A 26,060-nucleotide genomic window follows, 5' to 3' on the forward strand; every position below is an offset into this window, starting at 1 on the left:
GTCGACAACTGGCCCTCCACAAGCCAATGGACAGGCTCAGCGGTCCTTGCGCGCCGGCACGTTGCCCAGTGCCTCGACCAGCCGGTCGACCCGGATCGGCTTGGTCAGGTAGTCGTCCATGCCGGCTTCCATGCACATCTCCTGGTCGCCCTGCATGGCGTTGGCGGTCATCGCCACGATGCGCGGCCGTTGGTGGGCCTCGAGCAGCATGCAGATCTGCCGCGTGGCGTCGAGCCCGTCGAGCTCGGGCATCTGCACATCCATCAGCACCACGTCGTAGGTCTGGCGCTGCACCGACTCCACCGCCTCGATGCCGTTGGAGGCCAGGTCGGCCCGGTAGCCCATCTGCTGCAGCAGGCGCAGCGCGAGCTTCTGGTTCACTGCGTTGTCCTCGGCCAGCAGGATCCGCAACGGGTGGCGCGTTGCCATCGTCGGGTCGAGCCGCGGCTTGGCAATGCCGCCCTCCACGGGTCGGGCGGCCGCCTCGTGTGCGAGCAGGCTGACCAGCGTGTCGAACAGCTGCGACTGGTGGATCGGCTTCGACAGATAGGCGTTGAACAGCGATTCGGCGTCGCCCGCTTCGCGCCGGCCCAGTGAACTGAAGAGCACCAGCGGCAGCGTGGCGTGGTTGGCGCGGATGCGCCGTGCCAGGTCGATGCCGTCCATCTCGGGCATGTGCATGTCGAGGATCGCGAGGTCGAAGCGCTCGCCCTGCTCGAGCCAGCGCAAGGCTTCGGCCGGCGACTCGGTGTCGCGCGAATCCATGCCCCATCGCCCGGTCTGGAGCGAGAGCACGCGCCGGTTGGTGGCGTTGTCGTCGACGATCAGCAGGCGCTTGTCCTGCAGTTGGACCTGCACGCCGGTGACGACGCGGCGCTTGCTCGGCGGCGTGTGGGCGATCGACACTTCGATCGTGAAGAAGAAGGTCGAGCCCCTGCCCGGGCCGTCGCTCTCGACCCACATGGTGCCGCCCATCAGCTCGGCCAGCCGCTTGCTGATGGCCAGGCCCAGGCCGGTGCCGCCGTACTTGCGCGTGGTGCTCGAGTCGGCCTGCGAGAAGGACTGGAACAGCCGGCTCTTGCCCAGCGGCGACAGGCCGATGCCGGTGTCGCGCACGGCAAAGGTCAGGTCGATCCGGCCGCTCGCCTGGGCCTTGGCGCTGACCGTCAGCACCACCTCGCCGGCCTCCGTGAACTTCACCGCATTGCTCAGCAGGTTCAGCAGGATCTGCCGCAGCCGCGTGAGGTCGCCCATCACGCCGATCGGCACGTCGCACTCGAACACATAGGCGATGTCGAGCTTCTTCTCGGTGGCGCGCGTGCTGATCAGGTCGAGTGCCGACTCCACGCAGTCGCGCAGGTCGAAGGGGTGCGCCTCGATGTCCATGCGCCCGGCCTCGATCTTCGAGTAGTCCAGGATGTCGTTGATGATGGTCAGCAGCGCATCGCCCGAATCGCGGATGGTCTCGACGTAGTCCTGCTGCTCGGTGTCGAGCCGGGTGTCGAGCAGCAGGCCGCTCATGCCGATCACCGCGTTCATCGGCGTGCGGATCTCGTGGCTCATGGTGGCCAGGAAGGCGCTCTTGGCCTCGTTGGTGGCCTCGGCGGCGGCCCGCGCTTCCTTGGTCTCGTTGAACAGGCGCGCGTTCTGGATCGCGATCACGGCCTGGTCGGCGAAGGTCTCGAGCAGCTTGATTTCCTTTTCGGCGAACGCCTTCGGCGGTTGGCGCGCGACGTGGATCGAGCCGATGTAGCGGCCCTCCCACATCAGCGGGGCGATCATGATCGCGTAGTTGCCCATGTGAGCGGCGACCTCGCGCATGAACGCCGGCAGGTTCGGCTCGGCGAGCGCGTCCGGAATGTGGAGCACGTCGGGTCCGGCCATGGCGATACCGATGGGCGAGTGGTCGATGGGGCGCGGATAGAAGCGTTCGAGCGTTTCGCGGGCCGAGCCGCGATGCGCGCCGAGGTGCATCATCCCGTCGTCGCCGACCAGTGAAATGCCCAGCTGCGTGCCGGCGAACAGGCGCTGGCAGCTCTCCAGGATCTTGTCGAACACGGGCTGGGCGTTCTCCATCGATTCGCTGATGACCTGCAGCACGTCCGCCGTGGCGGTCTGGCGCTCGAGTGCCTCCCGGGTCTCATGGATCAGCCGCACGTTCTCGGTCGCGATCACGGCCTGGTCGGCGAACAGCCTGAGCAGATCGATCTGCCGTTGCGGCGTCTTGCCGGGTTCCGGCCAGGCGGTGGTGATGGCGCCGATCGGCACGCCGTCCTTGAGCATCGGCGCGGCGATCATGCGGCGCCGGTTGCCGGTGCTCGCCAGCCTGTGGTCGTAGTCCGGGTCCGACCCCGCGTCCTCGGTGCAGAGTGCCCGTCGCTCGAGGATGGCGCGGCCGTTCATCTGGCGCAGGTCGGGCGGCGCCGGCCACAGCGCGCGCGCCGCCTCCAGCGCCTCTGCGGACCAGTTGCGGGTCGCGGCCAGCTGGACCTGGCGGCCATCGAAGGTGAAGATCGCGGCCGTCGGGCCTTCGAACAACCACATGGTGCAGTCCAGGATGGCCTCGAACACCGGCATCACATCGGTGGGCGACTCGCTGATGACGCGCAGCACGTCGCTGACGGCGGTCTGGGACTCCAGGGACTCGGTCAACTCCGCGGTGCGCTCCTCGACCTTGTGCAGCGCCACCTGCGTCTCGTTGAACAGCCGCGCGTTCTGGATCGCGATGACGGCCTGCTCGGCGAAGGTCTTGAGCAGCGCACGTTCGCTGGGCCGGAACGGACCGACCTCCATGCGCTGCATGCTCAGGATGCCGATGCCGCGGCCTTCCCAGATCAGCGGCGCCGCCAGGTTCGCATAGCTCGAGCCGATGTGCTCGGCGTTGAGGCGCAACACCGGCGGCGCCGAGGCATCGTTCAGGACATCGGCGAACTCCACGAGATCGCCGCTCTGGAAGGAGAGTTCGGCCGAGGTGCCGGCCAGCGCCATCGGGTAGTTCGACTGCATCGCCGCCGCGAGCTCGGCCAGGCGCTTCTCGCTGACCGCAGCACGGCCGGCCGCGGTCATCAACCAGCGCGTCAGCGCAAGGCGCCCCTCGGCGTCGACCATCAGCAGGGCGAAGGAACTGCCGTCGAACAGGTGCTCGCAGCATTCGAGGATCTTGTCGAACACCGGGCCGGGGTCGGCCAGGGAGCTGCCGATGACCTGCAGCACCTCGGCGGCCGCGCGCTGGTGGGCCAGCGCCTCCTGCATCTCGCGGCCGTGGCGTTGCGTCTCGTCGAACAGGCGCGCGTTCTCCAGCACGAGGCCCAGGCTCGCTGCCACCGTTTCGAGCAACCGGATCTCGTGCGGCCCGAAGGCGTATTCGCGTTCGTGGTTCTGCAGCGCGATGATGCCGAGGGCGCGGTCGCTGCCGATGATCGGAACGGCAGCGATCGAATGGGCCCAGTCGGTTCCGGGGGCGGGACGCAGGCCGACCCGGATCTGTTCCTCGCGCGTGTTGGTCACGCCGGCCTGGCGCGTGTGCAGCATTCGCGCCAATGGCTCGTCCGGCTTCAGGGGCCGTGCCGGCGGCTGCGGCAGGGGCACGTTGTGTTCGTAGCGGTACAGCACCTGGACCAGGTTGGTCTTGTCGTCCCACCAGACGATGTTCAGGTCGCCGGTATCGAACAGCTCGCGCAGCCTGTCGCCCACCAGCTGGATGATGGCCTGGAAATCCAGCTTGGCCGCGATGCCTTGCTGGATGCCGTTGATCAGTGTCAGTTCGTCGCTGCGCTGCACCAGCGCGCTCTTGCACTCGGCCAGCTCGCGCTGGAGGCCCTCGCGGGCACGGGCGTGGGCCAGGGCCCCGCCGGCCTGCCGAGCCAGCGTGGCCAGCAGGTCGCGCTGCATCGGGTCGAAACGGCCCAGCGTGCCTTCGATGTCGGCATAGAGGTAGCCGAGCAGTTCCCGCCGGGCGACCAGCGGCGCGATCAGGCAGGATCGCTGTTCGGCCGCCGTGGCGCCCTCGGGCCCGTGCCGCAGGCTCGGCTTGCGGGTGCGGCGGGTTTCGCCGAGCCAGGGTGTGATGGCGCAGAGCAGGTCGCCGGCGTCCTCGGCGGCCGGCAGCATCGCGCCGGCGCTGCGCAGGCCGGCCTCGGTGTCGAGCACCAGCAGCACGCGCTGGGCGCCGACGAGCCGGGCGGCTTCATCGACCAGCAGGTCGAAAAGCTCGCTCGCGCTGCCCGGCGTGTTCAATCGCAGCCCGGCGTCGACCAGCCGCTCGAACGGGTCGCGCACCACACGGCCCGCGCGCGGCGCGTGCTTCGACAGGGGGCGAGACCGGGACTCAGCCATAGGGCATATGCCTTCAGCGATCAACAGGTTGATGCGCGATCGGCGCACCACGGCGTGGAGTCTAGCGGCGAAGGTGGAATCCCTGCATGCGGGTGCTCGCCCCTTGACCTTTTTCGAACACAAAGGGTTTATCCGGCGGGTGACTTTTGAGAGGCGCTGCGGAACAATCCCTGCAAGATTCAATTCGCTCAAGAGGAAAAGACAAATGCGCAAGCCCAGGAATTGGAGCCCCGTCGCGCTGGCCGCAGCAGCGTTGCTGCTCGCCGGGTGCACGACCACCGGCACGGGCAGCGGCGACATCGTGCAGAAGGGACAGCCCGACAAGCCGGTGCTGTTCTCCTGGAAGAGCACCGACGGCGGCATCACCGGCACCATGACGGYGACGCTGCCCACGGCCACCTACCAGGGGCCTTTCCTGCAGATCACGCAGCAGACGCAGAGCGAGGCCATGGCGCCGATGTGGGGCGGCGGCTGGCCGGCGGGCTGGTCCGACTGGTCCTATTGGGGCTACGGCAGCGTCGCGGGCATGGGCGGCATGGGCATGATGCCGGGCTTCGATCCGGTGCAGTTCGCCACCGTGTACAGCGGCAAGGTGATCGCGAACCTGAAGAGCCCGCAGGGTGGCCTGATGCGCTGCCGGCTGCACATGCTGCGGCCGCAGCAGGGCATGTCGGGGGGTGGCACCGGCGAGTGCCAGATCCGGGGCGGCGCCACCATCCAGGCCAACTTTTGAGGCAGGCTTTGACAGTTCGGCAATCCTTCACCGCCGTGCAGGTGAAGCTGGTGCTCGAGTCCTATGAGCTGGGCCTCGCGTGCCGCAGCGAGGCGATGCAGCTGCTGGACGCCTGGACCCGTCTGGGCACCTTCTCGGCCGATCAGCGCAGCGCTGTCGACGCCCTGTTCGCGCTCGGCTACGACGACATGATGCGCGGGCTGCACGACGCCGCCGACGGGCCCGAGTCGCGCGCCGTCGTTCGTGCGGAGCTGATCCGCAAGCTGGGCTGAGATGAAACTCACCCCCGAAGCGCCTTGCGGCGCCTCCCCCTCAAGGGGGCAACACCAGCGGCCCGGCAAAGCCGGTTCCGCGGTGTTCCTGGCCCTTGATTGCGCCGGATTCATGCGTCGTGCGTCACGCAATGGCGTGGTGGATCACTGAGATGCAGCAGAGAAGAAATGACAGCGGCGTCCTCAATTTCTATCTCCTGAAGTGCCTGGTCGCGCTGGTCGACCATTCGCATGTCTCGCGCGCCGCGGATGCGCTGTCGATCAGCCAGCCCGCCATGAGCCGGGCGATGGGCCAGCTGCGCGCGGTCACCGCCGATCCGATCCTCGTGAAGGGGGGCACCGGGCTCATCCCCACCGCCAAGGCGGTCCAGCTGCGAGAGTTCGCCGAGCGCATCCTCGGCGAGATGAGCGAACTGCTGGGCCATGCGGTGGCCTTCGACGCCGAGCGCACCCACTACCTGTTCCGGATGGTCGCGACCGACTACCTGGAATGCCTGTTCATGGACCGCCTGGTGCAGCACCTGGGCACCCGCTATCCGGGCATCTCGATGTCGGTGCGCCACCCGGTCCACCCGTCGCAGTTCAACAAGGTGCTGGAGTCCGGCGAAATCGACTTCGCGGTCGGCATGCTGCCGACGAGCCTGCGCGAACTGCGCCACCGCCTGTTGTTTCGCGACCGGATCATCTGTGTGGCGCGCGCCGGCCACTGGGCCGTCGGCAGGACGCTGTCGCCGCCCGAATTCGCCGCCCTCGAGCACGTCGTGATCATGCCGAACACGGTCAACTGCTTCGGCGAGGCGGTCGACCAGGCGCTGGCTGTCCAGGGCCTGCAGCGCAATCGGCGCTTTGTCACGCCGAACTACCTCACGGCACCGCACCTGCTCGAAGGAACCAATATGGTGGCGCTGCTGCCGCAGTCGCTGGCGGACCGCTTCCGCGACCGCTTCGGACTGGCCGAACTTCCATTGCCGATGGAACTGCCGGATTTCGAGGTCTACATCTCGTGGCACGACCGCACCCATCGCCACGCCGCCCACATCTGGTTTCGCGACCAGGTGATGCGGAGCCTCGATCTCAAGGCGCAGGGCCCGGATTGGGCTTACGCCTAGATACTTCAATGCACGAAGTGGATAGTGTTCATCCATTCGTAGCATGGACAAGCTAGTGAGGACTCCCAATACTTGGGCATCACTGTTGATTCGGCAATCGACAGCCGCCGTCGGAACGGCGCCTGGATGAATTGCCATCTTGCTTATGTCTCGTACGATCCGAACCGTTGATGACCTTGCCCAAATGCCAGACACGGAATTGCTCGCCTGCTTCGGAGCCCTTCGGACCGCGATCCAGGAATCCAGGCGCCAGTACGCGGACGCGCTGCGCGACTGCCTGATTCCGCCCGGCTCCCCGTTCGAGTTTCATGCCTTCAACTGGCGTCCCAGAGGTTCCCAGCGTTTCAGCATGCCGGCTCAACTGAGCCCCGAAACACCGATCGACGAGATCTCCATGCGGTCGGCGGCCCGGGATGCCTTGAGGAATCTGAGCATCTTCTGCATCGACGACCTGTCGGCGATCAGCGAACAGGAATTGTTGAACGAGGAGGCGATCGGGGCGAAGACRGTGGGTCGCCTGCGCGAGGCGCTGGCGCGCGTGGGGCTCGATTTTCTGCCGAACGCCACGGCGCTTCCGAGCCCGGGCCGCTGCGCCGGGAGCACTGCGACCGCCAGCACCGCGACCGGAAGGCGGGCGGAGCCCGCCGTCAACGGCAGGCCGCCGCTCGTGGAGGTGCCAAAGCGGCTGGGCGAGCAGGCACGCCCGGCGCGCGACACCAGCGCCAGCGAGAACATGGACTGGATGGGCTTGTATGCCTACCCTTCGCAGCTGCTGAGGCTGCAGCCGGGCGATGCCGGCGTCTTCGTCTGCCCGCCGGCCTGGCGCGGACGCCTCGGCACGGTCTGCGGCGTCTGGATCAAGGGAAACACCGACTGGGCCGAAGGCTTCCCACCCGGAACGCCCTGGAAGGAAGTGTTCTGGACCGAGGCCCACGTCGACGGCCTGAAGGTGGTGCGGGCGCCGCGGCCCGGGCAGTCGGTCAAGGGGCCGTCCCGGCAGTTCGTGTTCGCCCCGCGCGCCGCCGTCGCGCTGCCCGAGCCGGGGTTTCCCGGACTCGACCAGGTGGTCTCGCTCTGGCGCAGGCCGGCCCAGGCCGGTGAAGGGCGCCGGCTCGACGCTCGACGGAAGCTGGCCATGGGTGGATGACCAGGCCGCGTCCGGCTGACAGGTTCGTCCGCGGCCATCCTGCGATGGCCGGCACGAGAAGTCATACTCTCGCGCCATGTCCCTCACTCTCCTGCTTCTGCAACTCACGGTGATCCTGGCGCTTGCCCGCGCCTGCGGCCTGGTGCTGCGGGCTTTCGGGCAGCCCATGGTCATCGGCGAGATGGCGGCCGGCATCCTGCTCGGCCCGGTCGTCTTCGGGGCCCTGTTCCCGCAGTGGCATGCGCAGCTGTTCCCGCCGGCCTCGCTGGCCAGCCTGTCGTCCCTGGCGATGGTCGGCGTGGTGCTGTTCATGTTCATCGTCGGCGCCGAACTGCGGGCACCCAGCGGCATGGGGGCGCAGCTCAAGGCGGCCGGCTGGGTCGGCGTCTCCAGCATGGTGCTGCCGATGATCCTGGGCCTGGCCATCGCACCCGTCCTTCATCCTTCGCTGGCACCGGAAGGCGTGGCGTTCTGGCCCTTCGCGCTGTTCCTCGGCGTGGCGCTGTCGATCACGGCATTTCCCGTGCTCGCGCGCATCCTCAAGGACCGCAACATGACGCGGACGCCGGTCGGCCAGCTGTCCCTGGGCGCGGCCGGCGTGGTGGACGCGCTGGCGTGGGTGCTGCTGGCGATGGTCGTCGCGCTGGCGAGTTCGGGTGCGGGCTTCGGCGGCTTTCTCAAGATCGCCCTCGGGCTGGCGCTGCTGGTGGCCGCGGTCCTGCTGGTCGTTCGGCCTCTGCTGGCCCGGCTGCTGCGCGTGCATGCGCCCGACGGCGTGCCTTCGCCGATGGTGCTGGCCGCGCTGCTGATCGGCCTGTTCGCCTGCGCGATGATCACCGAGTGGCTGCACCTGCACGCCGTGTTCGGCGCCTTCCTCTTCGGCATCAGCCTGCCTCGGGACGATCGCCTGCTTCGCGCCCTGGTCGAACGGATCGAGCCGCTGTCGGTCGTGGTCCTGATGCCGATCTTCTTTGCGCTGGCCGGCCTGGGGACCACGTCGGGTGCATTCGCCAGCGCCGGCCTCGGCGCCCTGGGCCTGATCCTGCTGGTGGCGACGGCCGGCAAGATCATCGGCGGCGCGGCCGGTGCCAGGGTCTGCGGCTATGGCTGGCGCGAGAGCCTGGCCACCGGAGCGCTCATGAATTCCCGGGGCCTGATGGAACTGATCGTCATCAAGGTCGGCCTCGATGCCGGCCTGATCGGTCCCGAGCTGTTCACCATGCTGCTCGTCATGGCCCTCGTCACGACCGCGGCGACCGGCCCGCTGCTGGCCCTGATCGGCCGCCGCAGCGGCGAGTCCGTCGACGGTGCGGCCAGCCATTGACGGGGCGGTTCGCGGCCCCGGCACAATGCGGGCCGCATCAAGTGAATTCAAAAGGAGCTTCGAGGTCATGGAAACAAGGCAGGAATGCGATGTGCTGGTGATCGGCGGCGGACCGGCCGGCTCGACCATCGCCACGCTGCTCGCGCGCCAGGGGCGGCGCGTCGTGCTGCTCGAAAAAGAACATCACCCGCGCTTTCACATCGGTGAATCGCTGCTGCCGGGCAACGTCGAACTCTTCGACAAGCTCGGCGTGCGCGACCAGGTCGACAAGATCGGCATGCCCAAGTTCGGCATCGAGTTCGTGCCGCCGGACCTCGACTACCGCAGCTACGTCGATTTCTCCGAGGGCTGGGATCCGTCCAAGGGATCGGCCTGGCAGGTGYGCCGCTCGGAACTGGATGAACTGCTGTTCCGCCACGCGGGCAAGGAAGGCGCCCTGACGCTCGAAGGCGCCAAGGTGCGGCAAGTGGATTTCGACGACGCCGGCGCGACGGTGCAGGCCGTGCTCGACGACGGCGACCCGCGCAGTTGGCGGGCACGCTTCGTGGTCGACGCCAGCGGTCGCGATACCGTGCTGGCCAGCAAGTTCAAATGCAAGAACAAGAACCCCGACCACAACAGCACGGCGCTGTTCGGCCATTTTCGCGACGCGCGGCGGCTGGAGGGCCGGCGCGAGGGCAACATCAGCATCTGCTGGTTCGAGCACGGCTGGTTCTGGTTCATTCCGCTCGCCGACGGCACCACCAGCGTCGGCGCGGTCTGCTGGGCCTACTACCTGAAGGCGCGCGACAAGCCGCTGAAGGACTATTTCTACGACACCATCGCGCTGTGTCCGGAACTGCACGACCGGCTGAAGGATGCGACGCTGGTCGACGACCGGGTGCACGCGACCGGCAACTTCTCGTATTCGAGCACGCATGCCGCCGGCGAGCGCTACCTGATGGTGGGCGACGCCTTCACCTTCATCGACCCGATGTTCTCCTCGGGCGTGTTCCTGGCGATGCAGAGCGCCTTCGATGGCGCCGAGCTGGTGGCGACGGCGCTGGACCGGCCGGCCGAACTGGCGCCGGCACGCCGGGCGCTCGAAAAGCGCATGCGGGTCGGACCGCGCGACTACTCGTGGTTCATCTACCGGGTCACCAACCCGACGATCCGCGACATGTTCATGCACCCCAACAACGTCTTCAAGGCCAAGCAGGGCCTGATGTCGCTCCTGGCGGCCGACATCCACCACGGGGCGGCCTACCGCCGCTCGCTGTGGATGTTCAAGGTGCTGTATTACTTCATCTCGGCGGTGAACTGGCGCCGCAGCTATGCCGGCTGGAAACGGCGGCGCGACAACATCCGCGACTGGGGTCCGCTCAAGGGCGAGACCATCCTGAAGGCCGACTGACCGTGCGCCGGCACGGCGCACCCGTCAGGACGCCGACGTGCTCAGGAGCGAGGCCGCGATCGTCCACATCAGCAGCGCCACCAGCGCATCGAGCAGGCGCCAGGCCTGCGGGCGGGTGAACAGCGGGCCCAGCAGCCGGGCCCCATGGCCGAGCGCAAGGAACCAGGCGATGCTGGCGCCGGCGGCGCCGGCGCCGAAGACCCAGCGGCCGCCCTCGGGCTGCTGCGCCGAGACCGCGCCCAGCAGCACCACGGTGTCGAGCCAGCAATGCGGGTTGAGGTAGGTGAAGGCCAGGCAGGCGGCCAGCGCCGAACGCAGGCTCATCGGCGCCGCCGATGGCAGCGACATTTGCCCGCCCATCCAGGCGCGGCGGGCCGCGAGGGCCCCGTAGGTCAGCAGGAAGCAGGCGCCGCCCCAGCGCGCCAGTGCCAGCAGCGGGGCGCTGGACTGCACCAGCAGCCCCAGGCCGGCGACACCCAGGGCGATCAGCAGCACATCGGACAGGGCGCAGACCAGCACCACCTCGCGCACATGCTCGCGCTTCAGGCCCTGGCGCAACACGAACGCGTTCTGCGCGCCGATGGCGACGATCAGTGCGGCCGACGTGAGGAATCCCTTGGCAAAGATCAGGTACATGGCTCGACGGTAGCGCGCCGTGCTGGTTCAATCAAACTCGTCTTTCTGCATTCGCATTAGAATTTTTCACATGCAGATCGACTCACGGCAACTGGCCGCCTTCGCTGCCGTGTTGCGCGAGGGCAGTTTCGATGGCGCGGCGCGCGTGCTGCACATCACGCCATCGGCCGTCAGCCAGCGCATCAAGGGCCTCGAGGAGCGGATGGGGCGCGTGCTGCTGCAGCGCAGTTCGCCCTGCGTCGCCACGCCGGCCGGGCAGGCCCTGCAGCGGCACGCGCAGCAACTGCAATTGCTGGAGGCCGACGTGCTGCAGCCCTTCGGCCTCGGCTTGCCGGACCCGCAACGGCCTGATGAATCAGGGCCTCCTGCACTGCCGCTGGCCCTGGCGGTCAATGCCGATTCGCTGGCCACCTGGTTCGTGCCGGCGCTGGCCGCCGTGCAGGCCGCGCACCCGGTGGCCTTCGAGCTGCATGTGGAAGACCAGGATCACTCCAAGCTCCTGCTTCGCGAAGGCCGCGTGATGGCGGCGGTCACCTCCGAGCCCCAGCCGGTGCAGGGCTGCGTGGCCGAGCCCCTGGGGGCGATGCGCTACGTGGCTGTCGCCAGCCCGGCGTTCATGGCGCGGCACTTCGCGCACGGCGTCGACGCCGTCTCGCTGGCCGCGGCGCCGTGCAGTGTGTTCAACGCCAGGGATTCGCTGCAGGCGCGCTTCATGCGCCGACTGACGCGCAAGAAGCCGGCGCCACCGATGCACCAGGTGCCGAGCACCCACGGCTTCGTGCACGCCGCGTTGCAGGGCCTGGGCTGGGGGATGAATCCGCAGGTGCTGGTGGGCGGCCTGCTCGCGAGCGGCGACCTGGTCGAACTGGTGCCGGGGGAGGGCCTCGACGTCGCCTTGTACTGGCAGCACTGGCGCATCGAATCGGAGGTGCTGCGCGGGCTGACGGGCGCGGTGCATGCCGCGGCCGCCGCCATGCTGGTGCCGGCCTGATGCATCCCCGCGTCTGCTGCGCTATTGCCCGACGACCGACCAGCCCGCCTGCTGGTTGGTCTTGTCGTTCTCGTATTCCCAGCGCGTGCCGCAGGCGTCGCAGCGGTAGCTGGTGACGTTGACGACATGGCCGTCGCCGCGCTCTTCCTTGCGGCTGGACTGTTGCACGAGCTCGGCGTGCCCGGGCGCACGGCGCCAGTTGCGCTGGATTCCGGCACATGACGCGCAGAGCACCATCTTCTTCAATTCGGCCTGTCGGTTGGACTCGTTCGCCATGGGCTTGTGCTCTCTCTGGATGGTTCGCTCGGTCGGCGATGTTAGCGTGCGCCTGGTCGCCCCGGGGAGAAGGAGGAGGCGTCTGCTCAGCGGAAGTCCCTGAGTCCGGCGCGGATTCGCGCCCTGCGGATCGCGATGTCGGCACGCCGCTCGGCCGCGGACAGGCGCTCGATCTCGCGCTGCCTGTGCAGCCGCCACTGCTGCACGATGACCACGGCGCTGCAAAGGCAGGCAACGAGGAACGCGGCGACGGCCACGGTTGCCATGGCGAGCGCGGCAAGCTCCCGGCCGCGGTCGGTGCCGCCGCCCGCAGCCGAACGATCGCCGCCGACGAACAGGAAGATGGCAGTCACGGTGAACAGGATCCCGACGATGGCGGCGCCTTGCCGGACCTTGCGCAAACCGGGGGATGGCATCGGAATCTCGTCCAAGGGTGGAAGGTTCATGATCGCAGCAGGGCCATCATGGCGCGCCCGCCGCCGGCCCTCCTTCGCACATTGTTTCAATGAGGACCGCACAATGGGGTGTCATGCGTTGCCGGTTTGTCATCCTCGGGCTTGTCTTGCTCGGCGCCGTCTCCTACGCCGAGGTGATCCGCTGCGCGGACGCGGCCGGCAACGTGAGCTATACCGATGGCGCATGCCCGTCGGGCGCCCGGGCCGTGGGGCGCGTGGCCGTGCCGGAACCCGCCCCGCCGGCGCCGGGCGGCGCTGAACCGGCGAGCCCATCGCCATCGCAGCGAGAGCGGGCGGAAGCCGCGGCGCGTCCGCCGCCGGCACCCTCGGGGCCCATCGTCATCGACGCGCGCGGCAGCCGCGGCGGCGATCCGGCCGTCGATTCGCGCTCGAGCGACAGTGGCGTCGATCCGATGCCGGTCGACGATGGCTATGGCTATCCCGGCGGCGCCTATCGACGTCCGCCGCCGCGCGACATGCGGCCGCGAATCCGCCACTGCGACGCGGGCGGCTGCGAGGACCGGCAGGGCAACCGATACAACCGCTCCGGCCAGCTCGAGCGCTACCAGAGCCTGGACGGCAGGACTTGCCGGCCCGTGGGGACGACCACGATCTGCCGCTGAGCCGTCGGTGCCCCGCTACCTGGGGCAATCGCCGCCGACGGACGAGCTGCCGTCCTTGCACTCGGTCAGGATCGGCGCGCTGCGCGGGCGCGGGCGAGATGGCAAGGCCCCGGACTCCGGGCCGCGCTCGCGCTGGTACACGATCTTCTTGCTGCCGAGCTCGCAACTGCCGACCACCTGGCCTTCCACCGGTGCCGCGGCATCGATCGCGACGACCGCGAAGCGCAGCACGCCGGCGGCGGCGATCTTCGCCTCGATACGGGCGCGCAGGGCTTCGCAGTCTTCGGCGCCGCTGGCTGCGGTGGCGCAGGCCCACGCGATGGGAAACAGCCACAGTCTGTTCATGGTGCGAACCCTTTCGGAGAGGCAGGTCGGCCAGACATTCTGCCGGACCCCGAATCGGACCCGCTGCCCCGCCCAGCGTCGCTATCTCGGCCGATCACCCTTGAGGGTGATTCTCTGCATCACGCGCCGAAAGCCGTGGTAGTCGTTCACGGGGTTGTGCTGGGTGCAACGGTTGTCCCAGAGCGCGATGGCATTGACATCCCATGCGAACCGGCAAGTGAACTCCGGCTTGAGCCATGTCGTCTCCAGATGTGCTTTGCATCTCAGAATATCGACCGTCCCACCCACTGCACAGAGGGGAGGAGGCCACAGGTCCACGCCTTGAACTTTTAGATGAAGCCCCGGCGCATATTCAGGCGCGTCGCAGCTTCATGTTGAAGCGGAACTTGTCGGCCGGGTAGAGATTGACCGACACCTCGGCCACCTTGTCGGAGGTCGTCTTGTAGGTTCGCCTCACCTCGACGACGCTGGACGCCGGTTCGACGCTCGGCCGAGGGCCTGTTCGAGAGCAATTTTCCGGTCGATCGCAGCGCTGCCAGCTATGGCGTCGTTTGGAACGCCCTCAAGAGGCTCGCCTCCGGCGCGACCAGGGAGCAAAAGAAGATGCTCTTTCATGACAACGCAATCCGGATCTATCGGAATGAACTCAACCTGAGGACATCATGCTGAACTGGCTCCGGGATGTTGGATCCTCGATTCATCGGCTCGTCCTCGACTCGGGTGCCTTGGTCGAGGCGGCATACCTCGGCCCGGGCAATGCGCTGCCTCCGCCCGCCGGGAGCGGCTTGACAAGATGGGGCCAATGCATCGAGAGTGAGTCCCATCGCGTGTTCGCCCCAAGCGAAGATCAGGTATCCCAGTCGAGCATCCAAATGAAGACCCAGAGCCCGTCCGCCGAGATCCAGCGCCACAGCAACTGCCCTCGGGAGCACGGGTGAATCCGCTGCGATTCGGACTCATCGCCAACCGGGTGCACCGCCAGGGGGGCGATGGTGCGCTCATGACCTGGGCCAAGACCTGTGACGAAGGAATCCGCGCCCTCGACATGCGACTGTTCGTGGTGGGGGGCGCGTACGACGCATTGATGAATGCGCAGATGTTGATGGGGTATCGATCGATGTTCCGATTGCCCTCGGGGGTCGAGGGGGGCGTGATGAGGCTGGCTTCTCGCATTGCGGGCGGGCTGAAGCCCGAAGATGAACTCGACGGCGTGATCTACCTGATCGATCCGGTCGATCCGTCGTCCCTCTATCCAGAGGCCCAGGCGCTGAAGCGCCAGTGCGTCATTCATGGCAAGCCATTCGTGTCCACCTCGGCCGGTGCGGTCGAGTGGATCGCCGTCGAACTGCTCCATGCGAACAAGGGCAAGGCGGAACTCCGGCTGCCACTGGCAGGCCAGACCGTCGCATTGATTGCACACGACGCGTTGAAGCAACGCATGGTGGATTTCGCCGCCCGGCACTTCGACATCCTGTCCAGGTTCGCCGCACGCGTAGGCACCGGCACGACCGGCGGCCTGCTCAACGAGATGGCGTGGTCTCGCGGATGGCCCGCAGGCCAACCCTGGGTCCAACGCCACCTGAGCGGACCGATGGGAGGCGATGCACAGATTGCGGAGCTGGTGCTGAACCGCGCCTGCAGCAAGGTGATCTTCTTCGAGGATCCGCATGTCGCACGCCAGCATGAGGCCGACATCCAACTGCTCGAACGAGCGGTTTGCACGGCTTCGAAGGACACCACGTGCTTCAATTCGCCGGCGATGGCTGAACGCTGGGCCGCGGCCGTGTCGCTGCAGCCAGCGCGCTGAAGATCCGCCGATGGACGCATGCGCTCGTTCGACCGAAAATGACCGCATGGACCTCACCGACCACAGCTTGAAGAGCCTGTTCGCACAACTCGGCTTGCCGAACTCGAAAGGCGAAATCGACGCGTTCATCGAGCGGCACGGCCCGCTTCCGGGGGCCGTTCGGCTTGCTGATGCACCATTTTGGACCGCGGGCCAGGCAGCGTTTCTGCGGGAAGAGATCAACGAGGATGCCGAATGGGCAGAGTTGGTCGATCAACTCGATGCGCTCCTGAGGCAATGACGCCCCGGAGGCCGGTCGCGGACGCCGCAGCTACGCCGGAGGGTTCGTCTCGACCCTGTGCGCATGCAGGGCCTCGAAGATCGGCGCGTCGCTGAAGCGAAACAGGTCGAGTGTCGTCGGCCCGGCGGGGTCGCAGTGCGCCGCGAAGGAAGACCACGACGGCACGACGAACATGTCGCCGCGCCGGACCGTCCACTTGTCTTCGCCCACCTCGACCGTGCCGCCGCCCTCGAAGACCTGGTAGACCGACGACCCGACTTCGCGCCGCGGCCGCGTGCCGGCCCCCTGCCTGATGCGGTGCATCTCGGTGCGAATGGTGGGCAGCACGTCGCGTCCGTTGCCCGGGTTCGTGAAGCGCACCGCCGCATGACCCGGGCTCAGCGTGGCGGGTTGGCCTTCGTCCTCCAGCGCCAGCTGGTCGGCCAGGGCCCGGTCGGTGTCGATCCAGCGGTAGGCCAGCAGCGGCGTTGCGGCCGGCGCCTCCGGCTGCGACAGCGGGCGCAGGCCGGGGTGGCCCCAGAGGCGCTCCGAGCGCGAGCGCGCCGGCGTGGCTTTCTCGGCTGCGCTGACGTGTTCGCGCCCGAATTCGAAGAACTGCGACTCCGTGTAGTACGAGAAAGGGATGTCCAGTCCGTCGATCCAGGCCATCGGTGCGCTCGCCGCGTTGTGATGGGCATGCCAGTTCCAGCCGGCTTGCGGCAGGAAGTCGCCGCGCGACATCCGCACCGGGTCGCCGTTGACCACGGTCCACACGCCTTCGCCTTCGACCACGAAGCGAAACGCGTGCTGCGTGTGGCGGTGCTCCGGTGCGTCCTCCCCTGGCATCAGGTACTGGATCGCAGCCCACAAGGTCGGCGTGGCGAAGGGCCTGCCGCCGAGCGCCGGGTTGGCCAGGGCGATGGCACGTCGCTCGCCACCGCGGCCGACAGGGACGATGCGCCCGGCTTCGCTCGCCAGCGCCACCAGGCGGTCCCAGCGCCAGAGATGGGCGGCCGCCTTGCTGCGCGGATGCCGGGGCATCAGGTCGCCGATCTCCGTCCACAGCGGGACGAGCAGTTCGCGTTCGAAGCCGCGGTAGAGCTGTTCGAGCGCAGGGCTGGGCTCGGGTTGGCCCGGACCGGCGACGGCCTCGAGGCGCACGGGCGAGGTCTCGGTGTTGCCTGCCATGTTCATTCGGACGGGCCGACCGTGAGCGTGATCTCGCCGACGCCGGCGATGCGGCCTTCGACGCGGTCGCCCGGCTGCAGCGGGCCAACGCCTTCGGGCGTGCCGGTGAAGATCAGGTCGCCGGGTTGAAGATGGTAGAAGTTCGAGAGGTCCTCGATCAGCTCGGGGATGCTCCAGATCAGCTTGGAAAGATCGGAGCTCTGTCGTTCCCGCCCGTTCACGCCGAGCGCCAGCGCGCCGTGGTCCAGCACGGTGGCCGGCATGGGCACGACTTCCGACACCACCGACGACTGCTCGACGTCCTTGCCGAGGTCCCAGGGCCGGCCCTTGTCCCGGGCTGCCAGTTGCAGGTCGCGCCGCGTCATGTCCAGGCCGCAGGCGTAGCCGTAGATCAGCCGGGCGGCGTCGGCGCGGCCGACGCGAAAGCCCGGGGCTCCGATGACGAGCACCAGCTCCATCTCGTGGTGGTAGTTCCCGGTTTCCGGCGGATACGGCACGGTGGCGCCGGATTCGACCAGGGTCGACGGGCTCTTGGTGAAATAGAACGGCACCTCGACTGTCTTGTCGACCGGACGGCCCATCTCGACGGCGTGGGCGTGGTAGTTGCGTCCGACGAAGAACAGGCGGTTGATGGGCAGGCGTCCGGTCTTGCCGCGCACCGGCAGCGAGGGAACGGGGGGAGGGGTCCAGAGGTAGGCAGAGGTCATGATTTTCAGGAGAGGGGTTGGGGATCCGGTCGGGCGTCGGGCCTCGTTTTCAAAGCTTGGCGAGCGGCACCTCGAGGTCTGCGAGCCGGTTCGGGTCGACGCGGGTGCGGCGTTCGATCAGGCGCCGCGCGAATCGCAGGTCCCGCGCCGCGTTGGGGCCCAGCGCCGCGACCACCTTGTCGGCGTCGAGGAAGAACATCACGAAGCTGTCGGAACCCCGATCCCCGCGCACCACCACCTGGTGCGCGGGCGTCGGCATGCCGAAGATCTGCAGGTTGACGTCGTACTGGTCCGACCAGAACCATGGCAGCGGCTGATGATTCACCGCGATGCCGAGCGCGGCGCGGGCGGCGGCGATGCCCTGCTCCTGGGCGTTCTGCCAGGACTCGAGCCGCATCCGTCGGCCCGCCCATTCGCAATGCCAGGTCGCCACGTCGCCGGCGGCCAGGATGTCGGGGTCCGACGTGCGGCATTGCGCATCGACCCGCACGCCCGCCTCGCACGCCAATCCGGCCTCGCGCGCCAGCGCGTCGTTGGCGACCAGTCCGACACCGACGAGGACCGCATCGCAGGCCAGTTCGCGGCCATCGCCGAGCGTGACCGCCAGGCTCCCTTGCGTGTCCCGGGCCAGTCGCTCGACCTGCGCGCCGAGCTCGACGCGGACGCCGTGCGAGCGGTGAAGCCGCAGCAGGTAGTCGGAGATTTCCGGCGGAACGCTGCGCTCGCACAAGCGCCCCATCGCCTCGACGACGGTCACGTCCATCCCCTTCTTCCTGGCGGTGGCAGCCACTTCGAGGCCGATCCATCCGCCGCCCACGACCAGCAGCCGCTTGCCGGCGGACAGCGCAGCGCCGAGCGCCGTCGCATCCTCGATGCTGCGCAAGGTGAAGACGCCGGGCAGGTCGGCGCCAGGGACGTTCAGTCGGCGCGCCCGTCCGCCGTTGCACAGGATCAACTTGTCGTAGTCGACGGGCTCCCCCTGTGTCAGGTGGAGCTGTTTCGCGGACCTGTCGATCCGGGTCGCGCCGACCTTCGGCCGCCAGTCGATGTCGAGCAGGTCGAAGGCTTCCTGTTTCGCCAGGTAGGTGGACTCCGCGGGCGCTTCTCCCGAGAGCACCGCCTTCGACAAGGGCGGGCGCTCGTAGGGCCGATGGGCTTCGTCGCCGATCAGGACGACACATCCCTTGAAGCCTTCGCTTCGCAAGGTCTGCGCGGCCCAGCCGCCGGCCTGGCCGGCGCCCACGATCACCAGGGTCTCGGTCGTCATTTGGCCACCACCGCGTTGCGGATCGTCGCGCCGGCATCCACGCTGTGCGTGGCTGCCGAACGACCCGTGTGGATGAGCAGAGTCGCCACCGCCGCGAGCACGGCAGGGAGGGCGATCGCAACGAAATTCTGTTGCAGCGGAAGCGCCATGCCGACCAGCGTGCCGATCAGGATCGGCCCCAGCAGCGCGCCGATTCTTCCGACACCCAGCGCCCAGCCGATCCCCGTGCTGCGCACGGCCATGGGGTAGAACTGGCCGACGTAGGCCAGGTTCACGATCTGGGTCCCGATGGTGCAGGCGCCGGCGAGTCCGACCATCAGGAACAGCACGGGCGTCGGCAGGGTCTGGCCCAGCAGCGTGATGGAAATGGCTGCAAGCACGTACATGGTGACCAGCACGTACTTGATGGGCAGCCGGTCGGACAGCCACCCGCCTGCGATCGCGCCGATCATGGCGCCGAAGTTCAGCACCAGCACGAAGGTGAGTGCCGATCCCAGGCTGAAGCCTGCGCTGGCCATCAGCTTGGTGAGCCACGAACTGAGTGCGTACACCATGAAGAGGCACATCAGGAACGACAGCCAGAACATCAGCGTGCTGAAGCCGCGCCCTTCATGGAAGAGGTGCCCGATCGGCGTGCTGTCCGCCCGGTCTTCCTGCGGCAAGGCGAACTGGTCGTCGGACTGCGGTTTGTAGCTCGGGTCCAGGCGCGAGGCGATGCGCCGCAGTTCGTCGAATCGACCCTTCCTGATCAGGAAAGGCATCGACTCCGGGAACGATCGAAAGATCAGCGGGATCAGCAGCACAGGCAGGCCCGCGACGATGAAGACCGACGGCCAGCCCAGGCGCTCGATCATCCCCTTGCCGACCAGCGCCGCCAGCATGCCGCCGACGGAGTAGCCGCTGAACATCAGCGTCACCATCATGCTGCGGATCTTCAGCGGCGAGTACTCGGTCATCTGGGCGACCACGTTGGGCATCACGCCGCCGATGCCGACGCCGGCGATGAAGCGAAAGATGCTGAACATCACGGGGTCCCTGGCCAGACCCGCGGCGGCCGTGAAGACGCTGAACAGCGCGACGCAGATCGCGACCGCCCAGCGCCGCCCGATCCGGTCGGCGACGGTGCCGAGGATGATGTTGCCGAACATCATGCCGAACAGCGCCGAGCTCACCATCAGGCCCGCGTTCGCGGGGGCGACATCCATGCTCTGCATGATCGCGGGCAGGGCAATGCCGACGACCGCGAGGTCATAGCCGTCGAAGATGATGATCAGCGCGCTCCAGAACAGCACCAGGCCGTGGAAGCGATTGAAGCGCGCCTTGTCGGCGAGCGCGTGGACGTCTATGTGGCGCATCGATGTCTCCAGGTAGGTCGATGAGAGAACCCTGGCGGGGGCAAGGATCCAAGCACTGTGGGGTGCCGGGGCATGCCGCGGCGACGCCTCGTGTTCCCGAGGTCGCCGAGCGGGTGGGAGCGGATCAGTCCAGCGCGAGAAACACGCGGCCGGCTTCGATCCTGACGGGGTAGGACCGAATCGCTTCGGTCACCGGCGCACAGGCGGGCTGCCCGTTGCGGACGTCGAACTTGCCCTGGTGCAAGGGGCATTCGATCTCGTGCCCCTCGAGGAAGCCCTCGCACAGGCGGGCGTGCCCGTGGGTGCAGATGTTGTCGGTGGCGTAGATCCGGCCCTCCACGCTGTACAGCGCGATGTCGCGGCCATCGACCACCATGCCGACCACGTCGTCTTCGGGCACCTGGTCCACAGGTGCGGCATCGGTCCATTGCGAAATGCTCATGGGGGCCTCAGATCGGATAGATGATGGAGTTGGGGATCATTTCGCTGTCGTAGATGACTTGCCGCGAAGCGAACTTCAGGCCCTGCTCGGTGCGCACGACGGTGTCGATGTAGCGGCCGACGCTGAAGACGGAAGAAAGCTCGGAGAGCTTGGTGCGGAACACCGCGTAGTTGGCTTCGCATTCGAAGCGATCCGACCCGGCTTTCAGGACGCGCGGCGTCCCGACGACGTGGCGCTGGTAGTAGGGGTCGTGGAACAGCGTCTCGCGAATGCCGTAGACGCGATCCTTCAGCATGCCCTTGCTCTCGAACGACAGCGTGGCGAGCGGAAAGCCGCGTTCGTGGTTCTCGCGCGGCTGCAGGCGGTAGCTGCATTCGTCCGTGAAGAATTCCGGCCAGAGCTCCCACTGCCCGGCGCTGAGCACGTTGGCGTAGTCGGCGTAGAGCTGGGTCAGCGCGAAGTAGTCCTGAAAGTCCATCTCAAGCCTCCATGACCTTGCGCCAGTAGGCGTACATGCCCCGAATCAGGGTCTCGGTGACCATGTGGTCCGTGTCGCCGACTTCGCGCCCGCCCAGTTCGGCGAGCGTGCGGTGGAAGGGCTTCTGCTCGAAGCCCTTCTGCGACAGCTCGATGACTTCCCCGTCATCGGCCGACACGAAGCCCGCCGGACCGAAGAGGTTGGCCTGGCGCAGCCGCCGCTGCGTCATCGCGTCGTCGTCGTCCTCGAAGCCGAAGTGCGTCCAGACGAAATCGAAAGCCCCAGGCCCGCTGGGTTGAATGTGCCGCGTCGAGACGCTGTTGACCTGCTGCTGCAGGATCACGCTGGGGAACAGCGTCATCATCACCGCCGTCGGGCCGCCCCACCAGGGCTCGGGAACGATGTCGAGGAATCGGTCGTCGTGGAGCTGCATGCTCTCCTTGAAGCTCGAGACCTGGGTGACCTGATCGGCCTTGCCGCTCGAGCCCCGGGTCGAGATCATGGCGGCGTGCCGATGGTGCCGGTCCATCTTCAGCGCCGACTTGTTGTCGGCGCGCCAGAGCCCGAAGGTCACGAACCAGGTGTGCAGCAGGCCCGGGTGGTACGGGTCCTTGATGTTCTCCTGCATCAGCTTCCAGTTGCCGGGGATGCGCTGGCGGTTGTAGCCGAGGATCTTCAGCTTGCGGCCGTTGAACAGCCGATCGAAGCAGGCCCCGATTTCCGGGCCCATGAAGTCCTCCAGCGACTCGACATCGGGATCGAAGGACGCGAACACCACGCCACCGCGCGTCGCGACCTTCAGCGTGTTGAGGCCGTGGTCCGCCGGCTTGAAGTCGGCCGGCATCCCGCCGTTGATCTTGCCGTCCTGCTTGACGCCGCGGCGGAAGGGCACGCCCTGCAGATCGCCCTTGAGCGTGTAGTTCCACTGGTGGTAGGGGCAGGTGAATCCGCCGTCCTTCCGATTGCCGTGCCGCTCGCGGCAGAACTGCATGCCGCGGTGCGCGCACACGTTCTCGACGACGTTGATGGCGCCCTCGGCATCGCGGACCATGATGACGGAGCGCTCGCCGACCACCGTGCGCTTGAAGTCGCCGGCGTTCGGGATCTCGGCTTCCAGTCCCACGTAGCACCAGTGCCCGCGATAGAAGAAGCGTTCGAGTTCCCGGCGATGCTGATCGGCCTCCGTGTAGGCCATGAAGGGTATGCGGCTCGTGCCTTGGTCTTCCCAATGGATCTGCCGGGGAAAGACTGCTGTTGCGTCATCCATTCTTGTCTCCTGAGTCGTGGTGCCGGACGACTTGCGTCGTGCGGTTCCGGGATGATCGCCCCCGCGACGCCATGGTTCAATAGAATATGCAAAATAGTGCCTATTGATTTCACGAATGTGAGGCGAACATGGAACTCAAGGACATCGACCTCAATCTCCTGGTCGTCTTCCATCAATTGCTGGTCGATCGGCGGGTGTCGAAGGTTGCGACCAGCCTCGGGCTTTCCCAGCCGGGCGTCAGCAATGCCCTGGCGCGCCTGCGCAAGCTCACCGGCGACCCGCTGTTCTTCCGAACCCCCAAGGGCATGGAGCCGACCCCTTTCGCAGCGCAGCTCGCCGAGCCGACGGCGCGCGCGCTGCAGGTCATCCATGCGGCGATCAACCAGCGGGCCACGTTCGACCCCGCGACCTCGAAGCGCGCCTTCACGGTCGGCATGACCGACATCGGGGAGATCTATTTCCTGCCCAAGCTGATGAAGGAACTGGCACGCGTCGCGCCCGGCGTTTCGCTCAGCACCGTTCGCAACACGGCCGTCAACCTGCAGGACGAGATGGAAGCCGGCCATGTCAGCCTGGCGATCGGGTTGTTGCCGCAGCTCAAGGCCGGCTACTTCCAGCGCCGGCTGTTCAGGCAGCACTACGTCTGCATGTTCAGGCGCGGCCATGCGCTCGACAAGAAGCAGATTTCCTTGAACGAATTCTCGGCGGCCGATCACGTGGTGGTGGTCTCGGCGGGGACCGGCCATGGCCAGGCGGATGAACTGCTCGATCGCAGGAAGATCGTGCGCAAGATCGTCCTGACCGTTCCGCACTACGTGGCCGTCGGTCATATCCTGCATGACTCCGACCTCGTGGCGACCGTTCCCGAGCGGCTGGCTCAAGCCTTGGCCGAGCCTTTCGGCTTGTCCTATGTGCGTCACCCCGCCAAGCTGCCCGAGATTGCGATCAACCTGTTCTGGCATGGCCGCTACCAGAAAGACCCGGCCATCGCATGGCTGCGCGCCTTGATCATCCGGCTGCATGGGGAAGCCGCGGCCGGTTGAGGCCGCCCTCGCCATCAGCGCCCAGGAAGGGCGCCGGCGTGACCGAGCCTTCGGGGCGAACCGGCCGCGCGCGACAGGCTGCCGGCCTCGAGCACGGCGATGAAGTAGCGAAGGGTGCGCAGTTCCATGGGGGTTCATGCTGCTGCGCCGGGCGCCGGCCCGTCAGTAAACTCGCCCGATGATCCAAGCGGCCCACCCCCTCTTGCTCGGCTGCATCGCCGACGACTTCACCGGCGCCACCGACCTGGCCAACAACCTGGTGCGCGCGGGCATGCGCGTGGTCCAGACCATCGGCGTGCCCGAGGGGCCGCTGGGCGCCGAGGTCGACGCGGTGGTGGTGGCGCTGAAGTCGCGCACCATCCCGCCGGCCGAAGCGGTGGCGCAATCGCTGGCGGCGCTGCATTGGCTGCAGGCACAGGGTGCAAGGCAGATCTACTTCAAGTACTGCTCCACCTTCGACAGCACGCCCGCAGGCAACATCGGCCCGGTGACCGAGGCGCTGATGGACGCGTTGCACTGCGACTTCACCATCGCCACGCCGGCCTTCCCCGACAACAAGCGGACCGTGTTCAAGGGCTACCTGTTCGTGGGCGAGGTGCTGCTCAACGAAAGCGGCATGCAGAACCATCCGCTGACGCCGATGACCGATGCCAACCTGGTGCGGGTGCTGCAGTCGCAGAGCCGGCGCAAGGTGGGCCTGATCGACCACGTGGCGGTGGCGCAGGGCGCCGAGGCGATCCGCGCCCGCATCGCGCAGTTGCGCGGCGAAGGCGTGGGCATCGCGATCGTCGACGCGGTCTCCAACGACGACCTGCTGCGCCTCGGCCCGGCCTTGGCCGGCCTGCCGCTGCTGACCGCCGGCTCGGGCGTCGCCATCGGCCTGCCGGCGAATTTCGGCATCGCGCCGTCGTCGACCGCCAGCGCGCTGCCGGCGGCGGGCGGCCTGCGGGCCGTGGTGTCCGGCAGCTGCTCGCTGGCGACCAACGGCCAGGTGGCGGCGTTCATCGCTTCCGGCCGGCCGGCGCTGGCGCTCGATCCGCTGCAGCTCGCGGCCGGCGGCGATGTCGTCGGGCAGGCGCTGGCCTGGGCCGAGCCCCTGTTGCGCGACGGGCCGGTGCTGGTCTATTCCACGGCCGAGCCGTCGGCCGTGAAGGCGGTGCAGGGCCGGCTCGGCGTCGAGGAGGCCGGCGCGATGGTCGAGCGCGCGATCGCCGCGATTGCGCGTGGCCTGGTGGAGCGCGGCGTGCGCCAGCTGGTGGTCGCGGGCGGCGAGACCTCCGGCGCCTGCGTGCAGGCGCTCGGCATCGCGCAGCTGCAGATCGGCGGCCAGATCGACCCCGGCGTGCCGTGGTGCCATGCGGCCAGCGTGGCGGCCGGCGGCGCGGGCCTGCACATTGCCCTGAAGTCCGGTAATTTCGGCGGCGACGACTTCTTCACCAAGGCCTTCGAGCAGCTGCGATGAACGAGCATCGCGCCCGCGAGGAAATCTGCCGCGTCGGCCGCAGCCTGTTCGAGCGCGGCTACGTGCACGCCACGGCCGGCAACATCAGCGTGCGGCTCGACGACGGCTTCCTGATCACGCCCACCGATGCCTGTCTCGGCTTCCTCGATMCGGCGAAGCTGGCACGGCTCGACAGCGGCCTGCGCCAGATCCAGGGCGACCGCGCCAGCAAGACCATCGCGCTGCATGCCCGCATCTATGGCGCGGCGAGCAGCTTCGATGCCGGCACGCGCTGCGTGATCCACACCCACAGCACCCACTGCGTGGCGCTCACGCTGCGCGAGACCGGCGCCGAACTGCTACCGGCCTTGACCCCGTATTTCGTGATGAAGGTGGGGCGGGTGCCGKTGATCCGCTATCACCGCCCGGGCGCGCCCGAAGCGGCGGCGCAGGTGGCCGAGGTCATCGGGCGCTATGGCGCCGCCGGCACGCCGATCCGCGCGGTGATGCTCGAGCGCCTGGGGCCCAACGTCTGGCACGACTCGCCGGCCGCGGCAATGGCGGTGCTGGAGGAACTGGAAGAAACGGCCAGGCTCTGGCTGCTTGCGAACGGGCGCGTGGATCCGCCCGATGTGCTCGGCGAGGCCGAGATCAATGAGCTGCGACGCAACTTCGGCGCTCGTTGGTAGCCGCACCTCAGCGTCGCGCATGGGAGCGCCGCCGACGCCGACGAGGCAGTAGACGACTTGCGGCTGCGGCTGCGGCTTGAGCAGGGCGGTGCCGTGACAGCGCAATGCGAACGGCGCGAGGCAGGTGAGTTACCGCTCGCATCTTGCTGTGGAAAAGATGGCAGGCGACGCACCAACATGGCGTGCTGCAGTGCAGGGCCCCAATGCTCGCCAAGCGTGCCGCTACCAATGAGGAATGGACATTGTGCACTGCACCAAAATACGAAAGTCAAGTCGCTGTTGTCCCCTTGGCCGGTGCATGACTCTGTGGATAACCGACTGAGCAACTCGTCGGAGCCGCGTCCTGCTTGGCTTTCATTGCGGTGCTCACGGAACGAGCAGTCCCGCCCGCGGTTCAAGTTTTTGTAGTCGCCGCCATCTGCTTGCGCCGCCTTCAATGCTTCGACGACCAGAGCGTGGTTGCGAGCTCCTCGCGGGC

General features: G+C 67.7%; 27 protein-coding genes. 14 read left to right on the forward strand and 13 right to left on the reverse strand.

All coding sequences use genetic code 11. From position 1 onward, the window contains the following. Positions 1 to 36: 36 nt before the first annotated feature. A complete protein-coding gene (locus AC1D2E_RS02850) occupies positions 37 to 4,335 on the reverse strand; it encodes a GAF domain-containing protein (protein WP_478195994.1) in 4,299 nt (1,432 codons plus the stop codon). A gap of 205 nt (positions 4,336 to 4,540) precedes the next feature. On the opposite strand from AC1D2E_RS02850, the gene AC1D2E_RS02855 reads away from it, so the two are divergent. From AC1D2E_RS02855 to AC1D2E_RS02880, 6 genes are all read left to right on the forward strand, one after another. Next, positions 4,541 to 5,068: a hypothetical protein gene (locus AC1D2E_RS02855; RefSeq protein ID WP_478195995.1), complete on the forward strand. Its 528-nt coding sequence runs from the start codon at positions 4,541 to 4,543 to the stop codon at positions 5,066 to 5,068. A gap of 8 nt (positions 5,069 to 5,076) precedes the next feature. Further along, positions 5,077 to 5,340, forward strand: a complete 264-nt coding sequence (locus AC1D2E_RS02860) for a hypothetical protein (protein WP_478175458.1) — start codon at positions 5,077 to 5,079, stop codon at positions 5,338 to 5,340. 152 nt (positions 5,341 to 5,492) lie between these two features. Then, positions 5,493 to 6,449, forward strand: a complete 957-nt coding sequence (locus AC1D2E_RS02865) for a LysR family transcriptional regulator (protein WP_478195996.1) — start codon at positions 5,493 to 5,495, stop codon at positions 6,447 to 6,449. A gap of 184 nt (positions 6,450 to 6,633) precedes the next feature. Next, on the forward strand, positions 6,634 to 7,596 hold the full coding sequence (locus tag AC1D2E_RS02870; protein WP_478195997.1) for a helix-hairpin-helix domain-containing protein: 963 nt from the start codon (positions 6,634 to 6,636) through the stop codon (positions 7,594 to 7,596). 76 nt (positions 7,597 to 7,672) lie between these two features. Beyond that, positions 7,673 to 8,920: a cation:proton antiporter gene (locus AC1D2E_RS02875; RefSeq protein WP_478195998.1), complete on the forward strand. Its 1,248-nt coding sequence runs from the start codon at positions 7,673 to 7,675 to the stop codon at positions 8,918 to 8,920. A gap of 25 nt (positions 8,921 to 8,945) precedes the next feature. After that, positions 8,946 to 10,313: an NAD(P)/FAD-dependent oxidoreductase gene (locus AC1D2E_RS02880; RefSeq protein WP_478195999.1), complete on the forward strand. Its 1,368-nt coding sequence runs from the start codon at positions 8,946 to 8,948 to the stop codon at positions 10,311 to 10,313. A 24-nt stretch (positions 10,314 to 10,337) separates the two neighbouring features. Here AC1D2E_RS02880 and AC1D2E_RS02885 read toward each other — a convergent pair whose 3' ends face one another. Beyond that, a complete protein-coding gene (locus AC1D2E_RS02885; RefSeq protein WP_478196000.1) occupies positions 10,338 to 10,949 on the reverse strand; it encodes a LysE/ArgO family amino acid transporter in 612 nt (203 codons plus the stop codon). A gap of 70 nt (positions 10,950 to 11,019) precedes the next feature. On the opposite strand from AC1D2E_RS02885, the gene AC1D2E_RS02890 reads away from it, so the two are divergent. Then, on the forward strand, positions 11,020 to 11,940 hold the full coding sequence (locus AC1D2E_RS02890) for a LysR family transcriptional regulator ArgP (protein WP_478196001.1): 921 nt from the start codon (positions 11,020 to 11,022) through the stop codon (positions 11,938 to 11,940). Positions 11,941 to 11,961: 21 nt separating this feature from the next. Here AC1D2E_RS02890 and AC1D2E_RS02895 read toward each other — a convergent pair whose 3' ends face one another. Beyond that, positions 11,962 to 12,216, reverse strand: a complete 255-nt coding sequence (locus AC1D2E_RS02895) for a hypothetical protein (RefSeq protein ID WP_478196002.1) — start codon at positions 12,214 to 12,216, stop codon at positions 11,962 to 11,964. An 86-nt stretch (positions 12,217 to 12,302) separates the two neighbouring features. Beyond that, positions 12,303 to 12,647, reverse strand: coding sequence for a hypothetical protein (locus AC1D2E_RS02900; RefSeq protein WP_478196003.1), 345 nt, complete (start codon positions 12,645 to 12,647; stop codon positions 12,303 to 12,305). A 74-nt stretch (positions 12,648 to 12,721) separates the two neighbouring features. Here AC1D2E_RS02900 and AC1D2E_RS02905 point away from each other — a divergent pair, with 74 nt between their 5' ends. Then, entirely contained in the window at positions 12,722 to 13,294 is a 573-nt protein-coding gene (locus AC1D2E_RS02905; protein ID WP_478196004.1) for a DUF4124 domain-containing protein, read from the forward strand. A 15-nt stretch (positions 13,295 to 13,309) separates the two neighbouring features. Here the strand turns inward: AC1D2E_RS02905 and AC1D2E_RS02910 are convergent, their stop codons facing one another. Together AC1D2E_RS02910 and AC1D2E_RS02915 are read right to left on the reverse strand one after the other, a co-directional pair. Then, positions 13,310 to 13,639, reverse strand: a complete 330-nt coding sequence (locus AC1D2E_RS02910; protein ID WP_478196005.1) for a DUF1161 domain-containing protein — start codon at positions 13,637 to 13,639, stop codon at positions 13,310 to 13,312. Positions 13,640 to 13,720: 81 nt separating this feature from the next. Continuing rightward, complete coding sequence (locus tag AC1D2E_RS02915) at positions 13,721 to 13,957, reverse strand: TauD/TfdA dioxygenase family protein (RefSeq protein WP_478196006.1); 237 nt, start codon at positions 13,955 to 13,957, stop codon at positions 13,721 to 13,723. A gap of 180 nt (positions 13,958 to 14,137) precedes the next feature. Here AC1D2E_RS02915 and AC1D2E_RS02920 point away from each other — a divergent pair, with 180 nt between their 5' ends. The 3 genes from AC1D2E_RS02920 (at position 14,138) to AC1D2E_RS02930 (ending at position 15,726) form a co-directional block, all read left to right on the forward strand. Beyond that, positions 14,138 to 14,308: an amidohydrolase family protein gene (locus AC1D2E_RS02920; RefSeq protein WP_478196054.1), complete on the forward strand. Its 171-nt coding sequence runs from the start codon at positions 14,138 to 14,140 to the stop codon at positions 14,306 to 14,308. 331 nt (positions 14,309 to 14,639) lie between these two features. Further along, on the forward strand, positions 14,640 to 15,446 hold the full coding sequence (locus AC1D2E_RS02925; protein ID WP_478175477.1) for a methylglyoxal synthase: 807 nt from the start codon (positions 14,640 to 14,642) through the stop codon (positions 15,444 to 15,446). Between the two features lie 46 nt (positions 15,447 to 15,492). Beyond that, positions 15,493 to 15,726, forward strand: a complete 234-nt coding sequence (locus AC1D2E_RS02930) for a DUF2789 domain-containing protein (RefSeq protein ID WP_478175447.1) — start codon at positions 15,493 to 15,495, stop codon at positions 15,724 to 15,726. A 30-nt stretch (positions 15,727 to 15,756) separates the two neighbouring features. On the opposite strand, the gene AC1D2E_RS02935 is transcribed toward AC1D2E_RS02930, so the two are convergent. The 7 genes from AC1D2E_RS02935 to AC1D2E_RS02965 all read right to left on the reverse strand — a co-directional run bounded on the left by AC1D2E_RS02935 (position 15,757) and on the right by AC1D2E_RS02965 (position 22,409). Continuing rightward, the gene (locus AC1D2E_RS02935) at positions 15,757 to 16,893 is read right to left on the reverse strand and encodes a cupin domain-containing protein (protein WP_478196007.1); all 1,137 of its coding nucleotides are present in this window, start codon (positions 16,891 to 16,893) and stop codon (positions 15,757 to 15,759) included. A 2-nt stretch (positions 16,894 to 16,895) separates the two neighbouring features. Further along, positions 16,896 to 17,600, reverse strand: coding sequence for a fumarylacetoacetate hydrolase family protein (locus tag AC1D2E_RS02940; protein WP_478196008.1), 705 nt, complete (start codon positions 17,598 to 17,600; stop codon positions 16,896 to 16,898). A gap of 49 nt (positions 17,601 to 17,649) precedes the next feature. Further along, on the reverse strand, positions 17,650 to 18,867 hold the full coding sequence (locus AC1D2E_RS02945) for an NAD(P)/FAD-dependent oxidoreductase (protein WP_478196009.1): 1,218 nt from the start codon (positions 18,865 to 18,867) through the stop codon (positions 17,650 to 17,652). Further along, positions 18,864 to 20,222 carry an MFS transporter gene (locus AC1D2E_RS02950; protein WP_478196010.1) on the reverse strand — a complete coding sequence of 453 codons (1,359 nt, stop codon included), beginning with the start codon at positions 20,220 to 20,222 and terminating at the stop codon, positions 18,864 to 18,866. Before AC1D2E_RS02950 ends, AC1D2E_RS02945 begins: the two co-directional genes overlap by 4 nt. Before the next feature lie 124 nt (positions 20,223 to 20,346). Then, positions 20,347 to 20,664 carry a non-heme iron oxygenase ferredoxin subunit gene (locus tag AC1D2E_RS02955; protein WP_478175442.1) on the reverse strand — a complete coding sequence of 106 codons (318 nt, stop codon included), beginning with the start codon at positions 20,662 to 20,664 and terminating at the stop codon, positions 20,347 to 20,349. Positions 20,665 to 20,671: 7 nt separating this feature from the next. Next, positions 20,672 to 21,142, reverse strand: coding sequence for an aromatic-ring-hydroxylating dioxygenase subunit beta (locus tag AC1D2E_RS02960; RefSeq protein ID WP_478196011.1), 471 nt, complete (start codon positions 21,140 to 21,142; stop codon positions 20,672 to 20,674). 1 nt (position 21,143) lies between these two features. After that, on the reverse strand, positions 21,144 to 22,409 hold the full coding sequence (locus tag AC1D2E_RS02965) for an aromatic ring-hydroxylating dioxygenase subunit alpha (protein WP_478175440.1): 1,266 nt from the start codon (positions 22,407 to 22,409) through the stop codon (positions 21,144 to 21,146). A gap of 128 nt (positions 22,410 to 22,537) precedes the next feature. Here AC1D2E_RS02965 and AC1D2E_RS02970 point away from each other — a divergent pair, with 128 nt between their 5' ends. From AC1D2E_RS02970 to AC1D2E_RS02980, 3 genes are all read left to right on the forward strand, one after another. Then, a complete protein-coding gene (locus AC1D2E_RS02970) occupies positions 22,538 to 23,452 on the forward strand; it encodes a LysR family transcriptional regulator (RefSeq protein WP_478196012.1) in 915 nt (304 codons plus the stop codon). Positions 23,453 to 23,630: 178 nt separating this feature from the next. Further along, positions 23,631 to 24,914, forward strand: coding sequence for a 3-oxo-tetronate kinase (gene otnK / locus AC1D2E_RS02975; RefSeq protein WP_478196013.1), 1,284 nt, complete (start codon positions 23,631 to 23,633; stop codon positions 24,912 to 24,914). Next, on the forward strand, positions 24,911 to 25,582 hold the full coding sequence (locus AC1D2E_RS02980; RefSeq protein ID WP_478196014.1) for a class II aldolase/adducin family protein: 672 nt from the start codon (positions 24,911 to 24,913) through the stop codon (positions 25,580 to 25,582). Before otnK ends, AC1D2E_RS02980 begins: the two co-directional genes overlap by 4 nt. Positions 25,583 to 26,060: the final 478 nt, after the last annotated feature.

The sequence above is a fragment of the Variovorax sp. P1_H2 genome (genome assembly GCF_056405295.1).

Coding starts and splice junctions, on each gene's coding strand:
- AC1D2E_RS02850 (WP_478195994.1), bottom strand. CDS start 4,335: ATGGCTGAGTCCCGGTCTCGCCCCCTGTCGAAGCACGCGCCGCGCGCG.
- AC1D2E_RS02890 (WP_478196001.1), top strand. CDS start 11,020: ATGCAGATCGACTCACGGCAACTGGCCGCCTTCGCTGCCGTGTTGCGC.
- AC1D2E_RS02960 (WP_478196011.1), bottom strand. CDS start 21,142: ATGGACTTTCAGGACTACTTCGCGCTGACCCAGCTCTACGCCGACTAC.
- otnK (WP_478196013.1), top strand. CDS start 23,631: ATGATCCAAGCGGCCCACCCCCTCTTGCTCGGCTGCATCGCCGACGAC.
- AC1D2E_RS02955 (WP_478175442.1), bottom strand. CDS start 20,664: ATGAGCATTTCGCAATGGACCGATGCCGCACCTGTGGACCAGGTGCCC.
- AC1D2E_RS02875 (WP_478195998.1), top strand. CDS start 7,673: ATGTCCCTCACTCTCCTGCTTCTGCAACTCACGGTGATCCTGGCGCTT.
- AC1D2E_RS02950 (WP_478196010.1), bottom strand. CDS start 20,222: ATGCGCCACATAGACGTCCACGCGCTCGCCGACAAGGCGCGCTTCAAT.
- AC1D2E_RS02865 (WP_478195996.1), top strand. CDS start 5,493: ATGCAGCAGAGAAGAAATGACAGCGGCGTCCTCAATTTCTATCTCCTG.
- AC1D2E_RS02930 (WP_478175447.1), top strand. CDS start 15,493: ATGGACCTCACCGACCACAGCTTGAAGAGCCTGTTCGCACAACTCGGC.
- AC1D2E_RS02965 (WP_478175440.1), bottom strand. CDS start 22,409: ATGGATGACGCAACAGCAGTCTTTCCCCGGCAGATCCATTGGGAAGAC.
- AC1D2E_RS02925 (WP_478175477.1), top strand. CDS start 14,640: ATGACCTGGGCCAAGACCTGTGACGAAGGAATCCGCGCCCTCGACATG.
- AC1D2E_RS02940 (WP_478196008.1), bottom strand. CDS start 17,600: ATGACCTCTGCCTACCTCTGGACCCCTCCCCCCGTTCCCTCGCTGCCG.
- AC1D2E_RS02905 (WP_478196004.1), top strand. CDS start 12,722: ATGAGGACCGCACAATGGGGTGTCATGCGTTGCCGGTTTGTCATCCTC.
- AC1D2E_RS02935 (WP_478196007.1), bottom strand. CDS start 16,893: ATGGCAGGCAACACCGAGACCTCGCCCGTGCGCCTCGAGGCCGTCGCC.
- AC1D2E_RS02910 (WP_478196005.1), bottom strand. CDS start 13,639: ATGAACAGACTGTGGCTGTTTCCCATCGCGTGGGCCTGCGCCACCGCA.
- AC1D2E_RS02885 (WP_478196000.1), bottom strand. CDS start 10,949: ATGTACCTGATCTTTGCCAAGGGATTCCTCACGTCGGCCGCACTGATC.
- AC1D2E_RS02970 (WP_478196012.1), top strand. CDS start 22,538: ATGGAACTCAAGGACATCGACCTCAATCTCCTGGTCGTCTTCCATCAA.
- AC1D2E_RS02895 (WP_478196002.1), bottom strand. CDS start 12,216: ATGGCGAACGAGTCCAACCGACAGGCCGAATTGAAGAAGATGGTGCTC.
- AC1D2E_RS02945 (WP_478196009.1), bottom strand. CDS start 18,867: ATGACGACCGAGACCCTGGTGATCGTGGGCGCCGGCCAGGCCGGCGGC.